Source organism: Bradyrhizobium sp. Leo114, assembly GCF_055229415.2.
Genome location: NZ_JBUYEN020000050.1, coordinates 17,882 through 36,847, shown reverse-complemented (window position 1 = coordinate 36,847; position 18,966 = coordinate 17,882). Strand labels below are relative to the sequence as shown.

Genomic DNA, 18,966 nt, shown 5'->3' with positions numbered 1-18,966 from the left:
ATAAAGCTTGCCAACGCTCGCCAAGCTGCAACAATTTCCGCGCAGTCCGGCGTCCGTCCGGACATCAAATAGGGAGGTCATCCATGAAAACGATCCTGCGCGTCTCGGCACTTTGCATCCTGTTCACCGGCGTCGCACCGGCCGCGACCGGCGAGCGCTTTCCGGAGATCCCGCTGGAGAAGATGACCCCTGCCCAGCGCACGGTCGCGGATGCCATCATGTCCGGCCCGCGCAAAGGCATGAGCGGACCGTTCAATGCCTGGTTACGCAGCCCGGAACTCGCGGACCGCTTGCAGAAGGTCGGCGAATATCTCCGTTTCAACACCTCGCTCGACAAGCGCGTCAACGAGATGGCGATCATCATGACCGCGCAATATTGGGGCTCGCAATATGAGTGGTATGCGCACGCGCCGCTCGCGCTGAAGGCGGGGCTCGATCCGAAGATCGTCGCGGCGCTCGGTGCCGGCCGCAAGCCCGAAAACATGAAGGAGGATGAAGCGATCGTCTGGGAGTTCACTACCCAGCTCCGCCGTGACCATGGCGTCGACGATGCCATCTACCAGAAAGCGGTTGCAAAATTCGGCGAACAGGGCGTGATGGATTTGGTCGCGGTGAACGGCTATTACGATGTGGTGTCGATGACGCTCAACGTCGCGCATGTCATGCCGCCGGCCGGTGAGGAACTGCCGTTCGGGCAGGCCGGACGATAAATTTCTTCCACGCTTTGGCGCGGCAGCGATGCCGCGCTTCTCGGGTTGCCCACGATGACAAAACAAATCCGGCTCAACGCCTTTGCCATGAACTGCGTGGCGCATCAGTCGCCGGGATTGTGGACCCATCCGCGCGACCGCACCGCGGAGTATAACCGCCTGCCGTACTGGCTCGATCTCGCCAAGACTCTGGAGCGCGGCCGGTTCGACGGCCTGTTCCTCGCTGATGTGCTCGGCGTCTACGACGTGTTCGGCGGCGGCCCGGAGGCCGCGCTGCGCAACGCCGCGCAGACGCCGGTGAACGATCCCCTGCTGCTGGTTCCGGCGATGGCCGCGGTGACGAAGCATCTCGGCTTCGGCGTCACCAGCAATCTCTCCTTCGAGCCGCCCTACACATTCGCCCGCCGGATGTCGACGCTTGACCACCTGACCGAAGGCCGCGTCGGCTGGAACGTGGTGACCGGCTATCTCGACTCGGCCGCGCGCGGCGCCGGCAAGGACAAGCAGACGGCGCATGACGACCGCTACGACGTCGCCGACGAGTATATGGAAGTGGTCTACAAGCTCTGGGAAGGGTGCTGGGAAGACGACGCTGCGATCCGCGATCGCGCGCATAGCATCTTCGTCGATCCCGCCAAGGTGCATCCCGTCAAGCACGAGGGGAAGAATTATCGCCTCAACGCGCTGCATTTGAGCGAGCCGTCGCCGCAGCGCACGCCGGTGCTTTATCAGGCCGGCACGTCGCCACGCGGCCGGCAGTTCGCCGCCGAGCACGCCGAATGCGTATTCATGTCGGGACCGTCGGCCAAGGTGATCGCGCCGCGAGTCTCCGCCATCCGTGAGCTTGCCGCCCAGAAGGGCCGGAATCCGGCCGAGATCCTGATGTTCAGCATGATGACCGTCATCCTCGGCCGCACCGAGGCCGAAGCAAACGCGAAATATGCCGACTATCGCAGCCACATCAGCCATGAGGGCGCACTGACGTTGATGTCCGGCTGGACCGGCGTCGATTTCTCGACCTACGACCTCGACCAGGAGGTGCGCCATGTCCATAACGACGCCGGCCGCACCGCGATGGACAACATCACCCGCGCCGATCCCGATCGCATCTGGACCGTGCGCGAGGTCGCCGAGCATGTCGGCATCGGCGGCATCGGCCCGGTCGTGGTCGGCACACCGGAAAAGGTCGCCGATGACATCGAGCGCTGGTTCGAGCAGACCGACGTCGATGGCCTAAACGTCGCGTTTGCGATCTCGCCCGACGATTTCGAGGACATCGCCGACATGCTGGTGCCGGAATTGACCCGCCGCGGCCGATACAAGCAGGACTATGCACAAGGCACGCTGCGGGAGAAATTGTTCGGCACGGGCCGCGCGCGGCTGACGGACGAGCACCCCGCGAGTCGCTACCGCATCAAGCCGCACGCGACGGCAGCGGAGTAGGACTGACAGCCCCTCACACCGTCATTGCGAGGAGCGAAGCGACGAAGCAATCCACGCTTCCGCAAGCGGCGCAATGGATTGCTTCGCTTCGCTCGCAATGACGACGAAGAATCGTAGGGTGGGCAAAGCAGAGCGTGCCCACCGTCAAGCACTCCACTCGTAATGGTGGGCACGCTTCGCTTTGCCCACCCTACGACTCGTGGCTCAATTCACCGAATTACTGACCACCACCTCGATCAGCTTCGTACCCGGCCGGCCGAATGTGGACCGCATCGCGCCCTTGAGTTCGCGGGGATCGGTGATCCGTATCGCTTCCAATCCAAGCGACTTCGCAACGCCAGTAAAATCAACCGGCGGGTCGACGAAATCCATGCCGACATAATGATCGTCGCCGTGAAAGGCGAGGAGGCGCTGCTTGATGATGCGGTAGCCGCCATTGTTGACGATGACGAACGTCAGCGGCAGCTTGTGGTTGGCCGCGGTCCACAGCGACTGGATCGAATACATCGCGCTGCCGTCGCCGGAGAAGCACACCACCGGTCGCTGCGGATTGGCGAGGCTGACGCCGACCGATGCCGGCAATCCCCAGCCGATGCCGCCGGAGGCGAGCGCGTGATAGCCATAGCGGTCGCGGTGCGGGCGCAGCGCGATCATCTGGCGCGACGAGGTCAGGCCTTCATCGACCAGGATCGCATTATCAGGCATTGCCTCGACAACCTGCAGCGCCAGCCAGTCCGGATCGATCGGCGAGGTGCCCTCGGCTTTCGAGATCTGGTCGACCAGCGCCTTGCGCTTCGCGGCCCAGTTTTTTGACGCCAGCGCCGCAACGCCCTGCTTTGCCCGCGCCTCCAGCGCGCCGCCGCCGGCTGCTTTCAGCGCCGGGATCAACGCGCGCAGGGTTTCCTTCACGTCAGCCTTCAGCGCGATCTCCGCGCCGTAGTTCTTGGCGAGGTCCCAGTCGACCAGGCCGACCTGCACGATCCCGAGCCCATCCGGCAGCGGATCGATCTCGCTATAGACCGACATCCGCAAGGGATCGCCGCCGAGTGCGATGATGAGGTCGTAGGGCGCGAGGGTCTCGCGCGCAAGTTTCTGAACCCGAGCGATCGCGCCCATGAAGCACGGGCTTTCGGAGAGGAAGTGCGCGCCATAGGGCGTCGAAGATTGATAGGCCGGCGCGCCGAGCGTTTCCGCGAGTTCGGCGGCTTCCTGCAGCGCATCGCTCTTGACGATCTCATCGCCGGTGACGATCACCGGCCGCTCGGCTTTGAGGATGCGCGCGACCAGCGCCTGCAGCGATTCATCTGACGGCTTCACCCGCGTGTCGACGCGGGTCGCCCGGCCGAGCTCGATGCCGGCTTCGGAATTGAGGATATCGCCGGGCAGCGAGATGAACACCGGTCCGGTCGGCGGCGTGGTCGCGACTTTGGCGGCGCGGCGCACGATGCGCGGCAGATCCTCCAGTCGCGTCACCTCGACCGCCCATTTCACCAGCGGCTCCGCCATCTGCACCAGCGGCCCATAAAGCACCGGCTCCGTCAAGCCGTGGCCCTGCTCCTGCTGGCCGGCAGTGAGGATCAACGGCGTGCCGGTGAATTTGGCGTTGAACAGCGAGCCCATCGCGTTGCCGAGACCGGGCGCGACATGGACGTTGCAGGCGACGAGCTTGCCGGAGGCGCGGCTGAATCCGTCGGCCATCGCCACCACCAGGCTCTCCTGCATCGCCATCACATAGGTGAGGTCGGGATGGTCTTTCAGCGCATGCATGATCGGCAATTCGGTGGTACCGGGATTGCCGAACAGATGCGTGATGCCCTCGTCCTTCAACAGCGCCAGGAACGCCGAACGCCCGGTAATGCGATTCTTCATGTCTCCTCCTACCCTCGGGCTCATTGGCGCGCGGGATGAGGCATCATGACCAAACTTGCACGCCCCGAGCAATCGCGCCTGCGCTCATGGCTGCCTTGCGATGTAGCGCCGTAGGACCGTAGCCCGGATGGAGCGCAGTGTAATCCGCGGAGCCACGGGCGAACCCGGGTTGCGCTGCGCTCCACCCGGGCTACGAAAATTCAAAACATCCCCTCGCGATCGGGGCGCTTCTTCTTTTTCGAGCGATGCCAGACCACGCCGGGATAACCCTTCAATGGCACCAGCGGTTCGCCGGTATAGGCCCACTCCTGCAGCTCTTCGATCGCGACGTGATAGAGCGGCTGCCGCCCGGTACGGCCCAGGAACAGCGCGCGCGGAATGTTCACCATGTGCGGCGAGCGAGCGCGCTCGTAAAATAGAGGCGTCCCGCAGGTCGCGCAGAAGCTGCGCACGGTCTTCGTCGCGTCATCCTCGTAGCGCGTGATCGCATCCTTCCCCGCGACGATGCGGAACCGCTTGCGCCAGCTCCCGACATAGGTCGCATAGGCCGCCCCATGCGCGCGGCGGCTCGGCGCGGAATGATCATGCCAGGCCCAGCGCGCCGGCACGTCGATCTCAAGCCGAACTGCGCCGCACAGGCATTGGCCCGACGCGATCCCTCCTGCAGCGGCTGCTTTGGCCATTGTCGCTCCTCGTTTTCCTCGTCATTGCGAGGAGCGGAAGCGACGAAGCAATCCATCTCTCCACGCGCGGAACCATGGATTGCTTCGCTACGCTCGCAATGACGGCGGTGTTTACGCCTGCGCCATCTCGTCGTGCACGGGATAATCCGTATATCCCTTCTCCTCGCCGCCGTAGAACGTCGCGCGATTATACGGTGTGATCGGATAGCTGCGCTGCAGGCGGCGCGGCAGGTCCGGATTGGAGATGAAGATGCGGCCGAAGGCGATCGCATCCGCGTGTCCCGCAGCGATTGCGGCATCCGCGGTCTCGCCGGTGAAGCCGCCGGCGGTGATCAGGACGCCGCTCCACATCGGGCGATACAGCACCATCGCCGAGGGCACGTTCTGGTGATTGACCTCGGCGCGGCCGGCGCCGGAGGAACGCGGCTCGATGAAGTGCAGATAGGCGAGCCCGAGCGGATCGAGCTGCTTGATGGCGTGGCTGTAGAGCGGCATCGGGTCCGCCTCGCCACTGCCATTGGCGATGCCGTAAGGCGACAGCCGCACCCCGACGCGGTTCGCGCCCCAGACCTCGACCACGGCCCTGGTCACGTCCATCAGGAAGCGCACGCGGTTCTCGATCGACCCGCCATACTGGTCGGTGCGCAGGTTGCTGCGCGATTGCAGGAACTGCTCGATCAGATAGCCGTTGGCGCCGTGGATCTCGACGCCGTCGAAGCCGGCTTTCAGTGCGTTCCTCGCGCCCTCGCGATAGGCCTCGATGACGCCGGGAATCTCGCTCGTCTCGAGCGCGCGCGGCGTCTCGTAATCGACCACCTTGCCGTCCGCCGTCATCGCCTTGAACTCGGAGGAGATCGCCACCGCTGATGGCGCGACCGGCAGCGCGCCGCCGGGCTGGAACGAGGAATGCGAGACGCGGCCGACATGCCAGAGCTGCAGGAAGATGATGCCGCCCTTGGCGTGCACAGCGTCGACCACTTTCCGCCAGCCGGCAATTTGCTGCTCGCTGTAGATGCCGGGAATGCCGGGACTGCCGAACCCGGTATTCACCACAGGCGAGGCTTCCGCGATGATCAGCCCACCCGGCGTGGCGCGCTGGGCATAATATTCCACGTTCAGCGGCCACGGCGCGAGCGACGGTTTTTCCGCGCGCATCCGCGTCAAGGGCGCCATCACCACGCGGTGCTGGAGCTGGTACGGTCCGATCTTGAGAGGAGAGAAAAGCGACGGGAATTTCATGCCTGCCCCGGATTTTGTGTTGTCGTTATCAGCACTATAGGGGAGGCGCGCGCCGCTGAAAAGCAAGTGGCGGCCTATCGCCGATAAGCCGTCATTCCGGGGCGCGCGAAGCGCGAGCTATGATGTGCAATTGCACATCAGAGAATCCATTTATCCACGCAATCTGCGGCCCGATGGATTCCGGGCCTGCGCCTTTGGCGCATCCCGGAATGACGAGGGAGTGTCAGGCCGTCTTGATCCAGACCGCCTTGACGTTGAGATATTCCTCCAAATGCTGCTTGCCGGATTCACGGCCGTAGCCGCTCATCTTGTAGCCGCCGAACGGCACCGCCGGGTCCATCGCCTGGTAGCAGTTGACCCAGACCGAACCGGCGCGCAGCGCGCGCGCAACCTGGTGCGCCTTGCTGACATTGGTGGTCCACACGCCGCTGCCGAGGCCGAACATCGTCGCATTGGCGCGCTGGATCAGTTCATCCGTGTCCTTGAAGGCGATCGCGGAGATGACCGGCCCGAAGATCTCCTCCTGCGCAATGCGCATATTGTCCTGCACATTGGCGAACACCGTCGGCTGCACGAAATAGCCTTTTGCCAATGGCCCTTCGGTCAGCCGCGCGCCGCCGGCAACAGCGCTCGCGCCTTCCTTCTGGCCGATATCGAGATAGTCACTGACACGATCCATCTGCTGTTGCGACACCAGGGGGCCGATCTGCGTGTTCGGGTCGATGCCGTTGCCGACCTGCAGCTTCTTGCCGAATTCGGCGACGCGGCCGACGAACTCGTCATAGACCTTCTGCTCGACGAATAACCGCGTACCGGCGCTGCAGATCTGCCCGGAATTGGCGAACACCGCCATTGCCGCGCCCGGCACCGCCTGGTCGAGATCGGCATCGGCGAACACGATGTCCGGCGACTTGCCGCCGAGCTCGAGCGAGACGCGCTTGAGGTTGCCGGCCGACGCCCGCACGATCGCTTGTCCCGTGACGTGCGAACCGGTGAAGGCGACCTTGTCGACGCCCGGATGTGAGGAGAGCGCCGCGCCTGCGGTCTCGCCGTATCCCGGCACCACATTGACGACACCAGGCGGAATGCCGGCTTCCATGCAGAGCTCCGCGAGCCGCAGCGATGTCAGCGGCGCTTCTTCCGCCGGCTTCAGCACCACCGTGCAGCCGGTCGCGATCGCCGGGCCGATCTTCCAGACCGTCGCCGCCAAGGGCCCGTTCCATGGAATGATCGCGCCGACCACGCCGACCGGCTCCTTCAAGGTGTAGGAGAATATCTCGCCCGGCAGCGAGTTCTCGATGGTCTCGCCATGCAGCGCGGTCGCCTGCCCGGCATAATAACGAAGCATGCCGAGCACGCGCAGGCGGTTGCCGCGGGTGCGGCTGATCGGCGCGCCCATGTCGAGCGTATCGAGCTGCGACAGTTCCTCGAAGTTCTTCTCCACCAGGTCGGCGAGCTTCAAGAGCATGCTCTGCCGCTCGAACGGCTTGACCTTGCTCCACGGGCCCTCGAAGGCACGACGCGCCGCCGCCACCGCGCGGTTGATGTCTTCCGCGTCGCCTTCGGCTACCGTTGCGAGCAATTCGCCGGTCGCGGGATTGTGGGTCTCGAACTTTTTACCGGAGGCCGCATCGACCCATTGGCCGTCGATCAGCATCTTCTTGTAGGAACCGTCCGCGTAGGGGTGACGCGTGATCGGAATTGCCTGTGTGACAGCCATGTTTGCACTCCCTTGATATGGAACGAGATTTATATGACGGGCCTTGCAGGTTTCAGACCCGTTATATGCGGAACTCTACAACGGCGACCCGAATCCGTAAAGCAGCCGGCCTGATCGCGGGCAGCGCGGCAATGAAGACCTCCCATGCACCATCGTGCATGGCACGGCCGCCATGTTAGCCTAGAGATCGCTGCCACGTATTTTTGTCGGAGACAGACCATGCCCCACCCCGCCATGTCGCCAAATCATGTCGCCGTGATCACCGGAGGCGCGTCCGGCATCGGGCTCGCCGCCGCCATGCGCTTCGCCGCTTCGGGCATGAAGGTCTGCGTCGCCGACGTCAGTGCCAACGCTCTCAAGGAAGCCGCCACAAAACTGTCAATGATCGCGCCCGGCGGCGCCGACAGCATCATGACCGAAACCGTCGACGTCAGCCGGTTCGAGGACCTCGTGAAACTGGAAAGCGCGGTGCGACAACGGTTCGGCGGCACCGACATCCTGATGAACAATGCAGGCGTCCAGCCGGGCAGCCAGATGTTCGGTCCGCGCGAGAACTGGCAGCGGATTCTCGGCGTCAATCTGTGGGGCATCATCAACGGCACGCATGCCTTCGTGCCGCGCATGATCGAGCGCGGGCGCGACGGCCTCGTCATCAACACCGGTTCTAAACAGGGCATCACGACGCCTCCGGGCGATCCCGCCTACAACGTATCCAAGGCCGGCGTGAAGGCTTTCACCGAGGCGCTGCAGCATGAATTGCGCAACACGCCGGGCTGCCGGCTGTCAGCGCATCTGCTGATCCCCGGCTTCGTCTTCACCGGCCTGACCGCGCGCGGACGCGCCGAGAAGCCAGCCAGCGCCTGGACGGCGGAGCAGACGATCGACTTCATGATCGAGCGGCTGGACGCGGGCGACTTCTATATCCTCTGTCCCGACAATGATGTGTCGCGGCAGCTCGACGAGCGGCGCATCCTCTGGGCCGTCGGCGACATCGTCGAGAACCGTCCCGCACTGTCGCGCTGGCATCCGGATTATGCGGATGCTTTCGCGGCGTTCGTGAAGGGAAAATAGTCGCCGCCTCATGGATATCGAGCAGCGCTGCAGCGCTCCTCCATGCGAATTCCGGGACCGCGACCGCAGCTTTCGCGCCGCGGTCGCTTTTTCGCCCGCAACAAAGCCGGCGTTTTCATTTCCGATGTAATACCGCGGCGCCGCTCCGACTGCGCCGTTCAATTCTCTCTAAACTGGAATTTAAAGACGCTCGCACGGAGTTGAGAGGTGTGCGCATCGCGATCTCGCAAATGATCGCCACCTCATCATGATCGCGGGCTGGGTGCGATACTGACGGAGTGGTGTAATGTTACGCAAGATGGTTATCGCATTGTTGGCGGCTGCATCGGTTGGTCTTGCGGCAGCGCCGACGGTTGCGTTGGCGCGTGGCGGCGGAGGCGGTGGCGGCTTTGGCGGTGGCGGCGGCTTCCACGGCGGCGGTTTTGGTGGCGGCGGCTTTCATGGCGGCGGATTTGGCGGTGGCGGATTCCATGGCGGCTTCGGCGGCGGTGGTTTCCGCGGCGGCTTTGCCGGCGGCGGATTCCACAACGCCTTCGGCGGTATTCATCAGGGCTTCGGCGGATTCCGTGGTGGCGGCTTCCACGGCCGCGGCTTCCATGGACGGCGCTTCGCCTTCGGCACGGGCTTCGGCCTCGGCTTGTACGATCCCTATTATTACGATGACTATGCCTACGACTATCCGTACGGCTATGGCTACCCGTATTACGGCTACAGCGACACCTATTACGACAACGGCAATTGCTATGTCGTGAATCGCCGCGTCCACACCACGCACGGCTGGCGTACACAGCCGACGCAGGTCTGCGGCTGATAGGCGAGCGGAGATCCAAAGAGGCCGGCGGATTTCCGCCGACCTCACACCGTCTCTGGCGTCAGCGCCAGCAACCGCCGCACCAGTGCGAGCGCGGTTTCGGTGGCGGGATCGGCTGATGTGACGGGCACGGCGAGCACGATCAGGTCGACCGGATCATGCGAGAGCACGATCACATGCGTGGCGCTGTTGGCCGCAATCAGCGAGAGCACGCGCTCGACCGCGGGGTCGTCAGGTGGATATCCCCAGGGCGCACCCGACCGGCGCAGCACCCGCTGCGTGGCGAACAATTCCCGCAAGCGCGGCGGATCGTAACTGGCGAGCTCGGCCTCGCGGTAGCGCCGCGCGTGCTCGAAGATCGGATGCCGCGCCAGTTCGGCGATCAATTCGTCACGCGTCCTCGCCGTCGACAGCGCTGCCGCATTCAAGACCCCCGGCTCCTGCGCCTCGAACACCGCGCGCAGCGCATCCGTCATCAGGGCGATCGTGAGCACGCCGGCGACCGCGACCGCGCAGAAGCGCTCGATCTGCGCGGCATCGACATCGCCGGCGATGAAGGCGGCGGCGATGCCGAGCAGCGCCGAGCTGCCAAGCCGCAAGGTCATCAGCGCAAGCCCGTGACGCCGCGTCTCGGCACCGCCCCCTGCGATCAGGATCACGGTCACGGTCAAGAGCGCGCCGATCGCACCGAGCCGGACCGGGATGTCCGGAAACAGCGTGCGGAAATCGGTGATCACGAACGGAATCACGATCAGCGCGCCAGCTGCGAGACGTCCGATGCTGCGGTTTTCCGACGCCATCAGCGAAGCGCGATCGCGGCGCGCGAGCAACAAGGCACAGACGAGAAAGCCCGCAAGCTGGAACAGCGACAACGAAACAGCATAAGCCGTCGTGAACCGGGCAAGCCCGAGCGCGCCGCCAAGGCCGAGCAAGATGCCGCCGAACACCGCCAGCATCTTCACCACGCGCGGCGCATGCCGCCGCAGCATGCCTTCGGTCACGACAAGCGCGCCAAGCGGGATCAGCGCCGCCGGAATGACGCTCAGGCGATCCAGCACATCGCTGCCGCTCCACCACGCCACGCCGCGCACCAGGAACAGGAGCGCGATCACGCCGAGTCCGAACAAGAGGCGCCGCGTCAGCGGGCTGTTCGGGTCGCGCCAGTAGAACGTCATCATCGCGACGCAGAGCCCGATCGCACCGCAGAGATTGACGATGGAATCGGCCACGATCCCGGGATTCATCGGCGCCCATCCTTGTCGCGAGAACGCGGCCGCAGCGAGCCGAACGTGCGCGTGTCATCCAACCAGTGGAAGAACGGCAACACCAGCCGCTGCAACGCCAGCACGGCGGAGGCGGCAATCAGCGCCGGCAGCGAGCCCGCCGGCACCTCGCTCGTGAGATAGCGCCGCGCGCCGGCCAGATCGATGCGGCCGAGCTGCAGCACGTCATCGCCGCGCGCATAGTCGAGCTCGCGAGCGCAGAACTCGCCATAGATCGCATTGCGGTGCTTTGGCGCGATCTCGAAGCTCTTCTTCAGCGCATCCGAGCCGCCGGTGTAGGCATTGGTGATGACGAAGCGCTCTTCGTCAAAGCCGGCCTCGGAACCGACACCAAACACCGCGCGATGACGCGCCATGATCCCGCGCGCGAGCTGCAGGTGCGCAAAACTGCGCCGCGCGCCTGATAGCGGCGACGGGTACACATCGGAAAATGTCTCACAGACCATGCCGACCACCGCCGGCACCTGCGTGACATTGGAAATCCATTTCGGACGCAGCCCGTCGCGCGCAAACAGCACCAGTGCGGTCATGCCATAGAGCACCCAGGACAGCCCCTGCCCGCGCACGTCAGGGTCGACCATCACGAGGCCGAGATGGGTGACGTCGATCGGTGCGCCGTCGAGCTCGACCTCCATCACCGACAGCGCATTGAAGGCGATCGGCCGTCCGGTTCCCTCCTCGGAGATCAACGTGACGATGGCGCGCGCGAGACGCTCTGACTCGCCGGAGAAGATGCCGTAAGTCAAGCTCTCCTGCGGCAGCGTCTTGGCGGCCACGACGCGTAGCTGCGAGACCAGTGCCGCCAATTCCTCCTGCGGCAGCGAGACGCCCGGACGCTCGACGATGCGCGTGCGAAGGCCCGCATGCGTGCGCAAGGTGAGATCGATGTTTGGCTGCGACAACGCCTTGAGCCAGAAGTTGGCGTGGCCGGGCAGGCGCGCCAGTGCCACGCCGGCTTTGCCAAATCTTTCGCGCAAGCGCGAGACCGAGATTCTACTCCAAGACGCCATGCCGCTGCCCGTTGTCGGGCCAGATTACTGCCCTTCGCCCATTAAGGCGCTGTAAGCGCCAGGCGGCGCTCACGGTGAGAAGGTAAATGCTCCCTTGCGCGCCGTCATCGCTGCATCCTCGCGGCGAAAAGCGGCGGATGCCAGACATCCGCCGCCTCGCGAAGTTCGTTCCATCTCCGGCTGCCTGGTCAGGCCGCCTTGGACACTTCCATCAGGATCCGTTCGGCCTTGGCGTCCTCGATGCGGTTCACCAGCTTGCCGCCTTCATGGACGTCGCGGACCGTCTTGGTCAGGGTGACGCAGGTCTGTACCAGCATCACGATGCCCATGGTGAGATAGCCCTTCATCCAGAGATCGACGGGCAGGAAGAATATGCCGACGCCGACCAGGAAGGCGGAGCCGAGGAAGGAGGCATAGGTGAAGGTGACCCACGCATTGCTGTGGGGCTGGACGTTCTGGTTCATGGCAATCTCTCCTTAAATGAACAATGTTGAGGACTTGAAGGTTCAGGCAGTAGCTGCGCGCCCGGCTTTGAGCCGTGCGAGCACGTCGTCGGCAGTCGATTTCATGCGGGGACCAAAGCCCAGCTCGGCGAGCTTCTCAGCGGTGGCGAGCGGTCCGCTGGTCGAGGATGAGGAGGGCCGAGCGATCCTGCAGCTCCTCCTCCGCCGCGGCCACGGTGCCGCGGAAAAGCGTGAAAATGGTTTTGAACATTTGCCAGCTCCCTGTTATGAGCATCGCTCACATCATCTTTGCGGTTCAATAATTTCTTGAGCAACGCTCAAAATGTGATTGACAAATGTCCAAGGCCCTGGAACGACGAGCCAAAAACCGCGAGCGGCTGATCGAGGCAGCAGAGCGGTCGATCGCCGCCAGCGGATTGGCCGGCCTGAAGACGCGCGATCTCGCCAGCGAACTCGGCATCGCCAATGGCGCGGTCTACAATCTGGTCGAGGACGTCGACGAGCTGATCCTGCGGATAGGATCGCGCACACTAGCGCGGCTCGACGCGGCCCTCACCGCGGCGGAGCGGGACGGTCCGGCGGATCCCACCGACACGTTGGTCCGCATCGCGGTCGGCTATTGCGATTTCGCCGCCGACAATCTCGAGCTATGGCGCGCGTTGTTCGAGCACCGGATGGCGCCGGGCAAGCCGGTCCCGGACTGGGCGATCTCCGAGCAGATGGACCTGTTTGGCCACATCTACCGCCCGCTCGCCGCGCTCTTTCCCGCGCGCTCACCGCGAGAGCTGAGCGTCACGGCCCGCAGCCTGTTCTCCGCCGTCCACGGCATGGTCGCGCTGGGGCTGGAGCACAAGCTGATCGCAGTGCCCATCGAAGCCTTGCGCAGCGAAGTCGCCACCATCGTCCGCGCGATGGTCGAGGGATTGAAGGCAGCGAATTTGTAGGGTGAGCAAAGGCGCAGCGACGTGCCCACCCTCTCGCCCCTCATGGTGAGGAGCGCGCAGCGCGTCTCGAACCATGAGGCCCCGCCGGTGGCCTCGCCCTTCGAGACGGTCGCTACGCGACCTCCTCAGGGTGAGGAGAAAGATTGGAATACGCAGCATGTGCAGGGTGGGCAAAGGCGCGCCTGCGACGTGCCCATCATCAAGTACTCCGCTCGCAACGGTGGCGCGCTTCGCTTTGCCAGTCCCACAACTCCGGGCCCGCTGTCTCCACGTCGTCCCGGGCTTGACCTGGGGCCCATAACCACAGGAAGTAGTTTTGCGAAGATGACTATGACCGAATCCTATCGAGACATCACGCGGCATGGCCCCGCCTTCGCGGGGACGACACGCGGAGGAGGCAGGGAACGATGCGCGTTGGACCATTGGCGGCTCTCACTCTCTTTCTTTCGATCAGCGGCGCGAGCGCGGCTCCAGCTACCTCCGCTTCAGGATCGGCGGCACTGGCGCTCGCCGCCGTGGTCGCCCAATACTCGCCGATCGCCGCCGCGCCCAAGCGCACCGTCGCTTCCTTCTTCAAGGGCGACACCAATTTTCCCTACGGCGGAAAGATCTCCGTCACCGCCGATAACATCGTCTGCCGCACCAGCAATGTCGACATCACGTCGCGCTCCTGCGAGATCACCTTCAAGATCGCCAAGCGCGCGCTGAAAGGCCGCGACGCCAACGAATTGTTTGCAACCATGCTGATGGCGGGCATCCCCGCCGAAGGCGCCGCCGGATCGAACATCGCGGGCCTGTCGAAGCTGACCTGCACGATCGATCCCAAGGTGATCAAGCAAAAGGCCGGCGGCGGCGCCGACTGCACTTTCGAGCCGGGCAATCAGCCGTAGACCGCCGGTGACTACGGCAATCGTTCTCAGGATGGATCGAAGGCCAGTTGGATCTGGACGTTGAGGCGATCCGGAAGTTCGGCTGGGATGGATGGAAGAGGCTGCGCCCTCTTGATGGTCTCGATCGCCTCGGTATCGAGCAGTATCTGGCCGGAGCTTGTTTTCACCTAAACGCCCAGGAGGCGCCCTTTTCGGTCGATCGAGAAGAACGTTTCGACCGTGCCCTGTAGCCTATTGTGGGCCGCCGCGGGATATCGCTGAAATCTTGCAATGTGCTTGAGCAGGCTTTGTTGAAACTTCAGCAGGGCATTATTCGGCACCACATTCGCCACGGTCGAACGACGTGAGATGCTGGGGATGCTGGGACTGGCTTCAACAGGCAGGGACGCGCGGTCGGGCGACTTGATCACAACCTCATCCTTCGCCTGATCATCCGGCTGTTCGGCTTCAGGATTCGAATGGGCGACATTCGCCGTCGTCGCCTGCGAAGTCGAATCGACTGGAATCGGTGTCTCCTCGCGTTGAGGAACCAGGCGCACCTGTATTGTAGATGTCGGTCCTTGATCGACCGACGATGCGGCTGGGTGCTGTACCTTGATCCAATAGACGCCGCCGGCAAACAACAGCACCGCCAGAGCCGGGATGATGACGAGACGCGCCACTTCTGCGTTGGACCAAGCCGTCGGATCTCCTGCAGTGAGCGCGGCCTTTATCCGGTCCGTCTCCCTTGGGGGCAACGGATCATCTGAACCGTCCATCTTCATATGGCGGGCGCTTTCGCCGGGATAGGCGTGAGCTTCGCGATGCCGCGAACGCCGGCGATCGGAACGCCACGGACAGACCACCCATCGAACTGCGGTACAAACATCTCTGGAAAAGGCCAGTCCGGTCATCTGAGGCGCGCCAAGCCCCTCAGCCAAGCATGATGGCCATCTCTCTATATAGGATTTGTGACATGCCGCTAAAACGGACTGGCGCCGGAAACCGAAACATGCCTCCGACCGCCTGCATGGCGCGGTTCCGCGCCCTGAAACCGATATCCCCGAGGCCCGCCGTGAATCGGCGAGAGTCGCAGCGCAAACAAGCCCAACCTTTGGCGCGCTCGTCAGTGCACTTTGTGCCAGAGCGAAGGTAGAAAGTGTCAGGCGACCCGCGGACGTGCGGTTTGTGCCATCTCGCTCGCGCTTTCTTCGCGTCGACCGTTAACCATAGGAACACGAGCGCATGCGTTAGGACAGCCGCACTGATGGAAAGTTGCAGCGTTCCCAGATTTCAATTGCGGATATTTTATCAATTGGAGCGTCCGGTCATGATTGAACGTCGTGCCCTAGAACGTGTTCAGTTGAACCAGTTCGCATTGCTTTCGTTTAGCGGGATTTCGGGGGTTCATCCCTGCCTGGTGAGAAATCTCCACATGCGCGGTGCTGGTTTGTACTCGAATTCATTTCACTTCTTTGCCAACGACTTCCTCATGTCGTTTGACGGCTTCAAGTCGAGCACGCACTGCCACGTCGTGTGGAGACGCGGCTACGAATGCGGCGTCGTGTTTCCTTCAGGGTATCTCCACAGCGAGCTCGAGATCTTGTCAGCGCAGGTGTGACGACGGCTTATCCCAGGAAGACGCGCTGGCCTGCTCCGCATGGCTGCGCCACGCGTAGCCCTCAAGGAAGGAAGAAGTGGCTTGCCGAGCCGTAGCTCGCGGACGCAAACCCGCCTGCGCCCGTGGGGCTTCGGGCGGCAGCCTTCTCTCGCTTCGCGAGCGAAGGCTGGTGGGCGCGACAGGGATCGAACCTGTGACCCCTACCATGTCAAGGTAGTGCTCTCCCGCTGAGCTACGCGCCCGAAAAATCGGCTGGGTCGGGTCCCTATAACGGACCCCAAGCGGGCAGGCAAGGACGCTTGAAGGCGAATCTTGGCTGCCGATCAGGCCGCCAGCATCTTGTTCACTTCGCTGACCAATTCGCGCAGGTGCACGGGCTTGGCCAGCACCTTGGCGTTCTTGGGCGCCTCCGAATCGGAGTTCAGGGCGACGGCGGCGAATCCGGTGATGAACATGATCTTGATGTCGGGGTCGAGTTCCGAGGCGCGGCGGGCGAGCTCGATGCCGTCCATCTCCGGCATCACGATGTCGGTCAGCAGCATCTCGAACGGCTCCTCGCGCAGCCTCTGATAGGCCGACATACCGTTATCGTGCGGGGAAACCTGGAATCCGGCGTTTTCGAGCGCCTTGACCAGGAAGCGGCGCATATCGTTGTCGTCTTCGGCGAGGAGGATCTTGGGCATGGCGTTGATTTCGTCGAATCCCGGCTTGGGAGGATCGGTCCGCACACTAAGCCCGATAGGCGGTAAATTTCGAGTGAAAGATGAGCCGGCGCGGCCGACCGGATGCTTAACTTAGTTGTGGACCGGAACGCCGCGCGAATCAATCGCGTCGGGCGTTACCCGCTCTTAAGAGACATTCCAGCCCGGCTCACGATTTTTTTCGCTTGGCAGAAGGGTCGTGATTACCGACAATGCCCCCACATAAATCCTCCGTTTTTCCGGCAAAATCGTGCTGGAAGCCCCAGCGGAATTGAAGGGACGGCGCCGGACGATGAGCAGGCCTGACGGTGAATTGCCGCCTCCGTTCGAGATCGTCGAACCCGTCAATTGGCGGGCGCCGATCATCTTCAACTCGCCGCATTCGGGCTCGGTCTATCCGGCCGAATTCCTCAACGCTTCCAGGATCGATCTGACGTCGCTCAGGCGCTCGGAAGACTCCTTCATGGACGAGTTGATCGAAGGCTTGAGCGCGCGTGGCTTTCCCGTCGTGCGGGTGCATTTCCCGCGCTCCTATGTCGACGTGAACCGCGAGCCCTATGAGCTCGATCCGCGCATGTTCACGGGCCGGCTTCCGAGCTTTGCCAATACGCGCTCGATGCGGGTCGCTGGCGGGCTTGGCACGATCCCGCGCGTCGTCGGCGACGGCCAGGAGATTTATCGCGAGCGGCTCAATGTCGATGAGGCGCTGTCGCGGATCGAGGCGCTCTACAAACCCTATCACCGGGCGCTGCGCCGGCTGATCAACAAGGCGCACCAGGCGTTCGGAACCGTTGTTGTGGTCGACTGCCACTCGATGCCGTCGATCGGGGTGTCGCGGGACGAGCCGCGCCGGCCCGACATCGTCATCGGCGACCGCTACGGCACAAGCTGCGCGCCGCTGCTTCCCGACGTGGTCGAAGACGTCATGAGCGGGCTCGGCTATTCGATCGGCCGCAACAAGCCCTATGCCGGCGGCTTCATCACCGAGCACTACGGCAACCCGGCGAGCGGGCTGCATACCGTTCAGCTCGAGCTCAACCGCGCGGTCTACATGGATGAACGCCGGCGCGAGCGCGGGCCGCGCTTTGCGCAGTTGGCCGCCGATTTCGCAACCTTGGCGGAGGCGCTGGCGGAAGTCCCGCTCGGCGACCTCGGTCCGTTCCAGGCGGCAGCGGAGTAGGATCCATCGTCATTCCGGGGCGCGCGAGCGCGAACCCGGAATCCATCTCACTACCATACCTGCGGCCCGATGGATTCCGGGTTCGTCCTTCGGACGCCCCGGAATGACAGCAAGAACCCCAAAAGAAAAAAGGGCCGCTTGAATGAACAAGCGGCCCAAGTCTAGGGAGGAAACGCCCAAGGAGGGCAGCGATAGCGCGAGGCGCTACCGCACCGCAACAATATGCGGCCGCGCCGCACAAAACGCAAGCGGTTTTAGATTCATTTCCCATGCATTATCCGCAGGGCTTGCAGACCCGCAACACAGGGCCAAAGTCGATTTTTGTCGTTTTCTTTCAATATTTTCGTCAAGAAATGAACAGTTAATTCTACTCTTCAATCGCAGCCTCCCGATTTCGTGACTGCACCTAGTACCAAAACTCATAGCGGGATGCGGCGCCCCTCTCGCGTTCAAAAATGCTGGCGACAAACCTCCTCAATGTCGGTGCGGATTATCCCGGATTGAGCTAGGCAGTAGCACTGAGTTGCCAGTTCGCTTCTCGCTTTAAGGAACAGCCGTGCCGGTCATTGATTTCACTGCCTTCATCGGCCGCCTCGCGACCGCCGCCGGCGAAACCATCCTGCCGTTCTTCCGCACCTCGCTCTCAGTCGACAATAAGAGCGCTAGCGATTTCGATCCGGTGACCGAAGCCGACCGCGCAGCAGAAGCGGTGATGCGGCGGTTGATCAAGGCCAATTTCCCCCAGCACGGCATCGTTGGCGAGGAATTCGGCAATGAGCGCGAGGACGGCGAATATGTCTGGGTGCTCGATCCGATCGACGGCACCAAGTCGTTCATCGGCGGCTTCCCGATCTGGGGCACGCTGATCGCACTGCTGCACAAGGGCACGCCGGTGTTCGGGATGATGCATCAGCCCTACATCGGCGAGCGGTTCTCCGGCGACAATGGTTCAGCTCATTACTCCGGCCCGTCCGGCGAACGGCGGCTTTCGGTCAGGCGCTGCGCATCGCTGAAGGAGGCGACGGCCTACACCACGAGTCCGCTGTTGATGAACGCCACCGACCGGGCATGCTTTGGACGGATCGAGAGCGCCGCCAGGCTCACGCGCTATGGCGGAGACTGCTACTCCTACTGCATGCTGGCTGCCGGCCATCTCGATCTCGTGGTCGAGACCGAGCTCAAGCCGTATGACATCGCAGGCCTGATTCCGATCGTCACCGGCGCCGGCGGCATCGTCACCACCTGGGAAGGCAAGCCAGCGCAAAGCGGCGGCCGCATCATCGCCGCGGGCGACCCGCGGGTGCACGAGGCGGCGATGAAGCTGCTCAACGGTTGAGCAAGCCCCCCG

19 protein-coding genes, 1 tRNA gene and 1 pseudogene are annotated in these 18,966 nt (G+C 63.5%); 9 read left to right on the top strand and 12 right to left on the bottom strand.

Annotation, left to right across the window (positions count from 1 at the left end):
• The first annotated feature begins 83 nt into the window (after positions 1-83).
• Entirely contained in the window at positions 84-710 is a 627-nt protein-coding gene (locus tag ACZIRK_RS37270; protein ID WP_207231117.1) for a carboxymuconolactone decarboxylase family protein, read from the top strand.
• Between the two features lie 54 nt (positions 711-764).
• Positions 765-2,153, top strand: coding sequence for an LLM class flavin-dependent oxidoreductase (locus ACZIRK_RS37265; RefSeq protein WP_130229196.1), 1,389 nt, complete (start codon positions 765-767; stop codon positions 2,151-2,153).
• A 204-nt stretch (positions 2,154-2,357) separates the two neighbouring features.
• Here the strand turns inward: ACZIRK_RS37265 and ACZIRK_RS37260 are convergent, their stop codons facing one another.
• From ACZIRK_RS37260 to ACZIRK_RS37245, 4 genes are all read right to left on the bottom strand, one after another.
• Positions 2,358-4,022 carry a thiamine pyrophosphate-binding protein gene (locus ACZIRK_RS37260; protein ID WP_130229195.1) on the bottom strand — a complete coding sequence of 555 codons (1,665 nt, stop codon included), beginning with the start codon at positions 4,020-4,022 and terminating at the stop codon, positions 2,358-2,360.
• A gap of 200 nt (positions 4,023-4,222) precedes the next feature.
• Positions 4,223-4,705: a GFA family protein gene (locus ACZIRK_RS37255; RefSeq protein ID WP_028168063.1), complete on the bottom strand. Its 483-nt coding sequence runs from the start codon at positions 4,703-4,705 to the stop codon at positions 4,223-4,225.
• Positions 4,706-4,816: 111 nt separating this feature from the next.
• Positions 4,817-5,944: an alkene reductase gene (locus tag ACZIRK_RS37250; protein ID WP_474419217.1), complete on the bottom strand. Its 1,128-nt coding sequence runs from the start codon at positions 5,942-5,944 to the stop codon at positions 4,817-4,819.
• Positions 5,945-6,167: 223 nt separating this feature from the next.
• Positions 6,168-7,664, bottom strand: a complete 1,497-nt coding sequence (locus ACZIRK_RS37245) for an aldehyde dehydrogenase family protein (protein WP_130229194.1) — start codon at positions 7,662-7,664, stop codon at positions 6,168-6,170.
• A gap of 219 nt (positions 7,665-7,883) precedes the next feature.
• On the opposite strand from ACZIRK_RS37245, the gene ACZIRK_RS37240 reads away from it, so the two are divergent.
• Both ACZIRK_RS37240 and ACZIRK_RS37235 read left to right on the top strand, forming a co-directional pair.
• On the top strand, positions 7,884-8,735 hold the full coding sequence (locus ACZIRK_RS37240) for an SDR family NAD(P)-dependent oxidoreductase (protein ID WP_130229193.1): 852 nt from the start codon (positions 7,884-7,886) through the stop codon (positions 8,733-8,735).
• Between the two features lie 286 nt (positions 8,736-9,021).
• Positions 9,022-9,546, top strand: coding sequence for a hypothetical protein (locus tag ACZIRK_RS37235; RefSeq protein ID WP_474419216.1), 525 nt, complete (start codon positions 9,022-9,024; stop codon positions 9,544-9,546).
• 44 nt (positions 9,547-9,590) lie between these two features.
• On the opposite strand, the gene ACZIRK_RS37230 is transcribed toward ACZIRK_RS37235, so the two are convergent.
• The 4 genes and pseudogenes from ACZIRK_RS37230 to ACZIRK_RS37215 all read right to left on the bottom strand — a co-directional run.
• Entirely contained in the window at positions 9,591-10,790 is a 1,200-nt protein-coding gene (locus ACZIRK_RS37230; protein ID WP_130228439.1) for a hypothetical protein, read from the bottom strand.
• Positions 10,787-11,839 (bottom strand): hypothetical protein, encoded by a 1,053-nt coding sequence (locus ACZIRK_RS37225; RefSeq protein ID WP_474419215.1) that lies wholly within the window; start codon positions 11,837-11,839, stop codon positions 10,787-10,789. The genes ACZIRK_RS37230 and ACZIRK_RS37225 overlap by 4 nt, the downstream gene beginning before the upstream one ends.
• Positions 11,840-12,027: 188 nt before the next feature.
• Complete coding sequence (locus ACZIRK_RS37220; protein ID WP_130228438.1) at positions 12,028-12,303, bottom strand: YiaA/YiaB family inner membrane protein; 276 nt, start codon at positions 12,301-12,303, stop codon at positions 12,028-12,030.
• Positions 12,304-12,345: 42 nt separating this feature from the next.
• Positions 12,346-12,468: pseudogene (locus ACZIRK_RS37215) on the bottom strand (PspA/IM30 family protein); the annotation flags it as partial.
• Positions 12,469-12,638: 170 nt separating this feature from the next.
• On the opposite strand from ACZIRK_RS37215, the gene ACZIRK_RS37210 reads away from it, so the two are divergent.
• Positions 12,639-13,247, top strand: a complete 609-nt coding sequence (locus ACZIRK_RS37210) for a TetR/AcrR family transcriptional regulator (protein ID WP_028168072.1) — start codon at positions 12,639-12,641, stop codon at positions 13,245-13,247.
• A 407-nt stretch (positions 13,248-13,654) separates the two neighbouring features.
• Positions 13,655-14,137: a hypothetical protein gene (locus ACZIRK_RS37205; RefSeq protein WP_028168073.1), complete on the top strand. Its 483-nt coding sequence runs from the start codon at positions 13,655-13,657 to the stop codon at positions 14,135-14,137.
• A gap of 26 nt (positions 14,138-14,163) precedes the next feature.
• Here the strand turns inward: ACZIRK_RS37205 and ACZIRK_RS37200 are convergent, their stop codons facing one another.
• Together ACZIRK_RS37200 and ACZIRK_RS37195 are read right to left on the bottom strand one after the other, a co-directional pair.
• On the bottom strand, positions 14,164-14,304 hold the full coding sequence (locus ACZIRK_RS37200) for an energy transducer TonB family protein (protein ID WP_474419214.1): 141 nt from the start codon (positions 14,302-14,304) through the stop codon (positions 14,164-14,166).
• Positions 14,305-15,030, bottom strand: a complete 726-nt coding sequence (locus tag ACZIRK_RS37195; RefSeq protein ID WP_474419213.1) for a hypothetical protein — start codon at positions 15,028-15,030, stop codon at positions 14,305-14,307. It abuts the gene before it with no gap.
• A 416-nt stretch (positions 15,031-15,446) separates the two neighbouring features.
• Here ACZIRK_RS37195 and ACZIRK_RS37190 point away from each other — a divergent pair, with 416 nt between their 5' ends.
• Positions 15,447-15,737, top strand: a complete 291-nt coding sequence (locus ACZIRK_RS37190) for a hypothetical protein (protein WP_051397160.1) — start codon at positions 15,447-15,449, stop codon at positions 15,735-15,737.
• 167 nt (positions 15,738-15,904) lie between these two features.
• Here the strand turns inward: ACZIRK_RS37190 and ACZIRK_RS37185 are convergent.
• Positions 15,905-15,979 (bottom strand) — tRNA-Val (locus tag ACZIRK_RS37185).
• 81 nt (positions 15,980-16,060) lie between these two features.
• Complete coding sequence (gene cpdR, locus ACZIRK_RS37180; protein WP_027583737.1) at positions 16,061-16,420, bottom strand: cell cycle two-component system response regulator CpdR; 360 nt, start codon at positions 16,418-16,420, stop codon at positions 16,061-16,063.
• 310 nt (positions 16,421-16,730) lie between these two features.
• Between cpdR and ACZIRK_RS37175 the strand changes: the two genes are divergently transcribed.
• Together ACZIRK_RS37175 and hisN are read left to right on the top strand one after the other, a co-directional pair.
• On the top strand, positions 16,731-17,618 hold the full coding sequence (locus ACZIRK_RS37175) for an N-formylglutamate amidohydrolase (protein WP_028162967.1): 888 nt from the start codon (positions 16,731-16,733) through the stop codon (positions 17,616-17,618).
• A gap of 556 nt (positions 17,619-18,174) precedes the next feature.
• Positions 18,175-18,954 carry a histidinol-phosphatase gene (hisN, locus tag ACZIRK_RS37170; protein WP_130228436.1) on the top strand — a complete coding sequence of 260 codons (780 nt, stop codon included), beginning with the start codon at positions 18,175-18,177 and terminating at the stop codon, positions 18,952-18,954.
• The last annotated feature ends 12 nt before the right edge of the window (positions 18,955-18,966 follow it).

Excerpts from the sequence above, each read along its gene's own strand:
- ACZIRK_RS37270 (WP_207231117.1), top strand. The coding sequence starts at position 84 with ATGAAAACGATCCTGCGCGTCTCGGCACTTTGCATCCTGTTCACCGGC.
- ACZIRK_RS37265 (WP_130229196.1), top strand. The coding sequence starts at position 765 with ATGACAAAACAAATCCGGCTCAACGCCTTTGCCATGAACTGCGTGGCG.
- ACZIRK_RS37260 (WP_130229195.1), bottom strand. The coding sequence starts at position 4,022 with ATGAAGAATCGCATTACCGGGCGTTCGGCGTTCCTGGCGCTGTTGAAG.
- ACZIRK_RS37255 (WP_028168063.1), bottom strand. The coding sequence starts at position 4,705 with ATGGCCAAAGCAGCCGCTGCAGGAGGGATCGCGTCGGGCCAATGCCTG.
- ACZIRK_RS37250 (WP_474419217.1), bottom strand. The coding sequence starts at position 5,944 with ATGAAATTCCCGTCGCTTTTCTCTCCTCTCAAGATCGGACCGTACCAG.
- ACZIRK_RS37245 (WP_130229194.1), bottom strand. The coding sequence starts at position 7,664 with ATGGCTGTCACACAGGCAATTCCGATCACGCGTCACCCCTACGCGGAC.
- ACZIRK_RS37240 (WP_130229193.1), top strand. The coding sequence starts at position 7,884 with ATGCCCCACCCCGCCATGTCGCCAAATCATGTCGCCGTGATCACCGGA.
- ACZIRK_RS37235 (WP_474419216.1), top strand. The coding sequence starts at position 9,022 with ATGTTACGCAAGATGGTTATCGCATTGTTGGCGGCTGCATCGGTTGGT.
- ACZIRK_RS37230 (WP_130228439.1), bottom strand. The coding sequence starts at position 10,790 with ATGAATCCCGGGATCGTGGCCGATTCCATCGTCAATCTCTGCGGTGCG.
- ACZIRK_RS37225 (WP_474419215.1), bottom strand. The coding sequence starts at position 11,839 with ATGGCGTCTTGGAGTAGAATCTCGGTCTCGCGCTTGCGCGAAAGATTT.
- ACZIRK_RS37220 (WP_130228438.1), bottom strand. The coding sequence starts at position 12,303 with ATGAACCAGAACGTCCAGCCCCACAGCAATGCGTGGGTCACCTTCACC.
- ACZIRK_RS37210 (WP_028168072.1), top strand. The coding sequence starts at position 12,639 with ATGTCCAAGGCCCTGGAACGACGAGCCAAAAACCGCGAGCGGCTGATC.
- ACZIRK_RS37205 (WP_028168073.1), top strand. The coding sequence starts at position 13,655 with ATGCGCGTTGGACCATTGGCGGCTCTCACTCTCTTTCTTTCGATCAGC.
- ACZIRK_RS37195 (WP_474419213.1), bottom strand. The coding sequence starts at position 15,030 with ATGACCGGACTGGCCTTTTCCAGAGATGTTTGTACCGCAGTTCGATGG.
- ACZIRK_RS37190 (WP_051397160.1), top strand. The coding sequence starts at position 15,447 with ATGATTGAACGTCGTGCCCTAGAACGTGTTCAGTTGAACCAGTTCGCA.
- cpdR (WP_027583737.1), bottom strand. The coding sequence starts at position 16,420 with ATGCCCAAGATCCTCCTCGCCGAAGACGACAACGATATGCGCCGCTTC.
- ACZIRK_RS37175 (WP_028162967.1), top strand. The coding sequence starts at position 16,731 with ATGAGCAGGCCTGACGGTGAATTGCCGCCTCCGTTCGAGATCGTCGAA.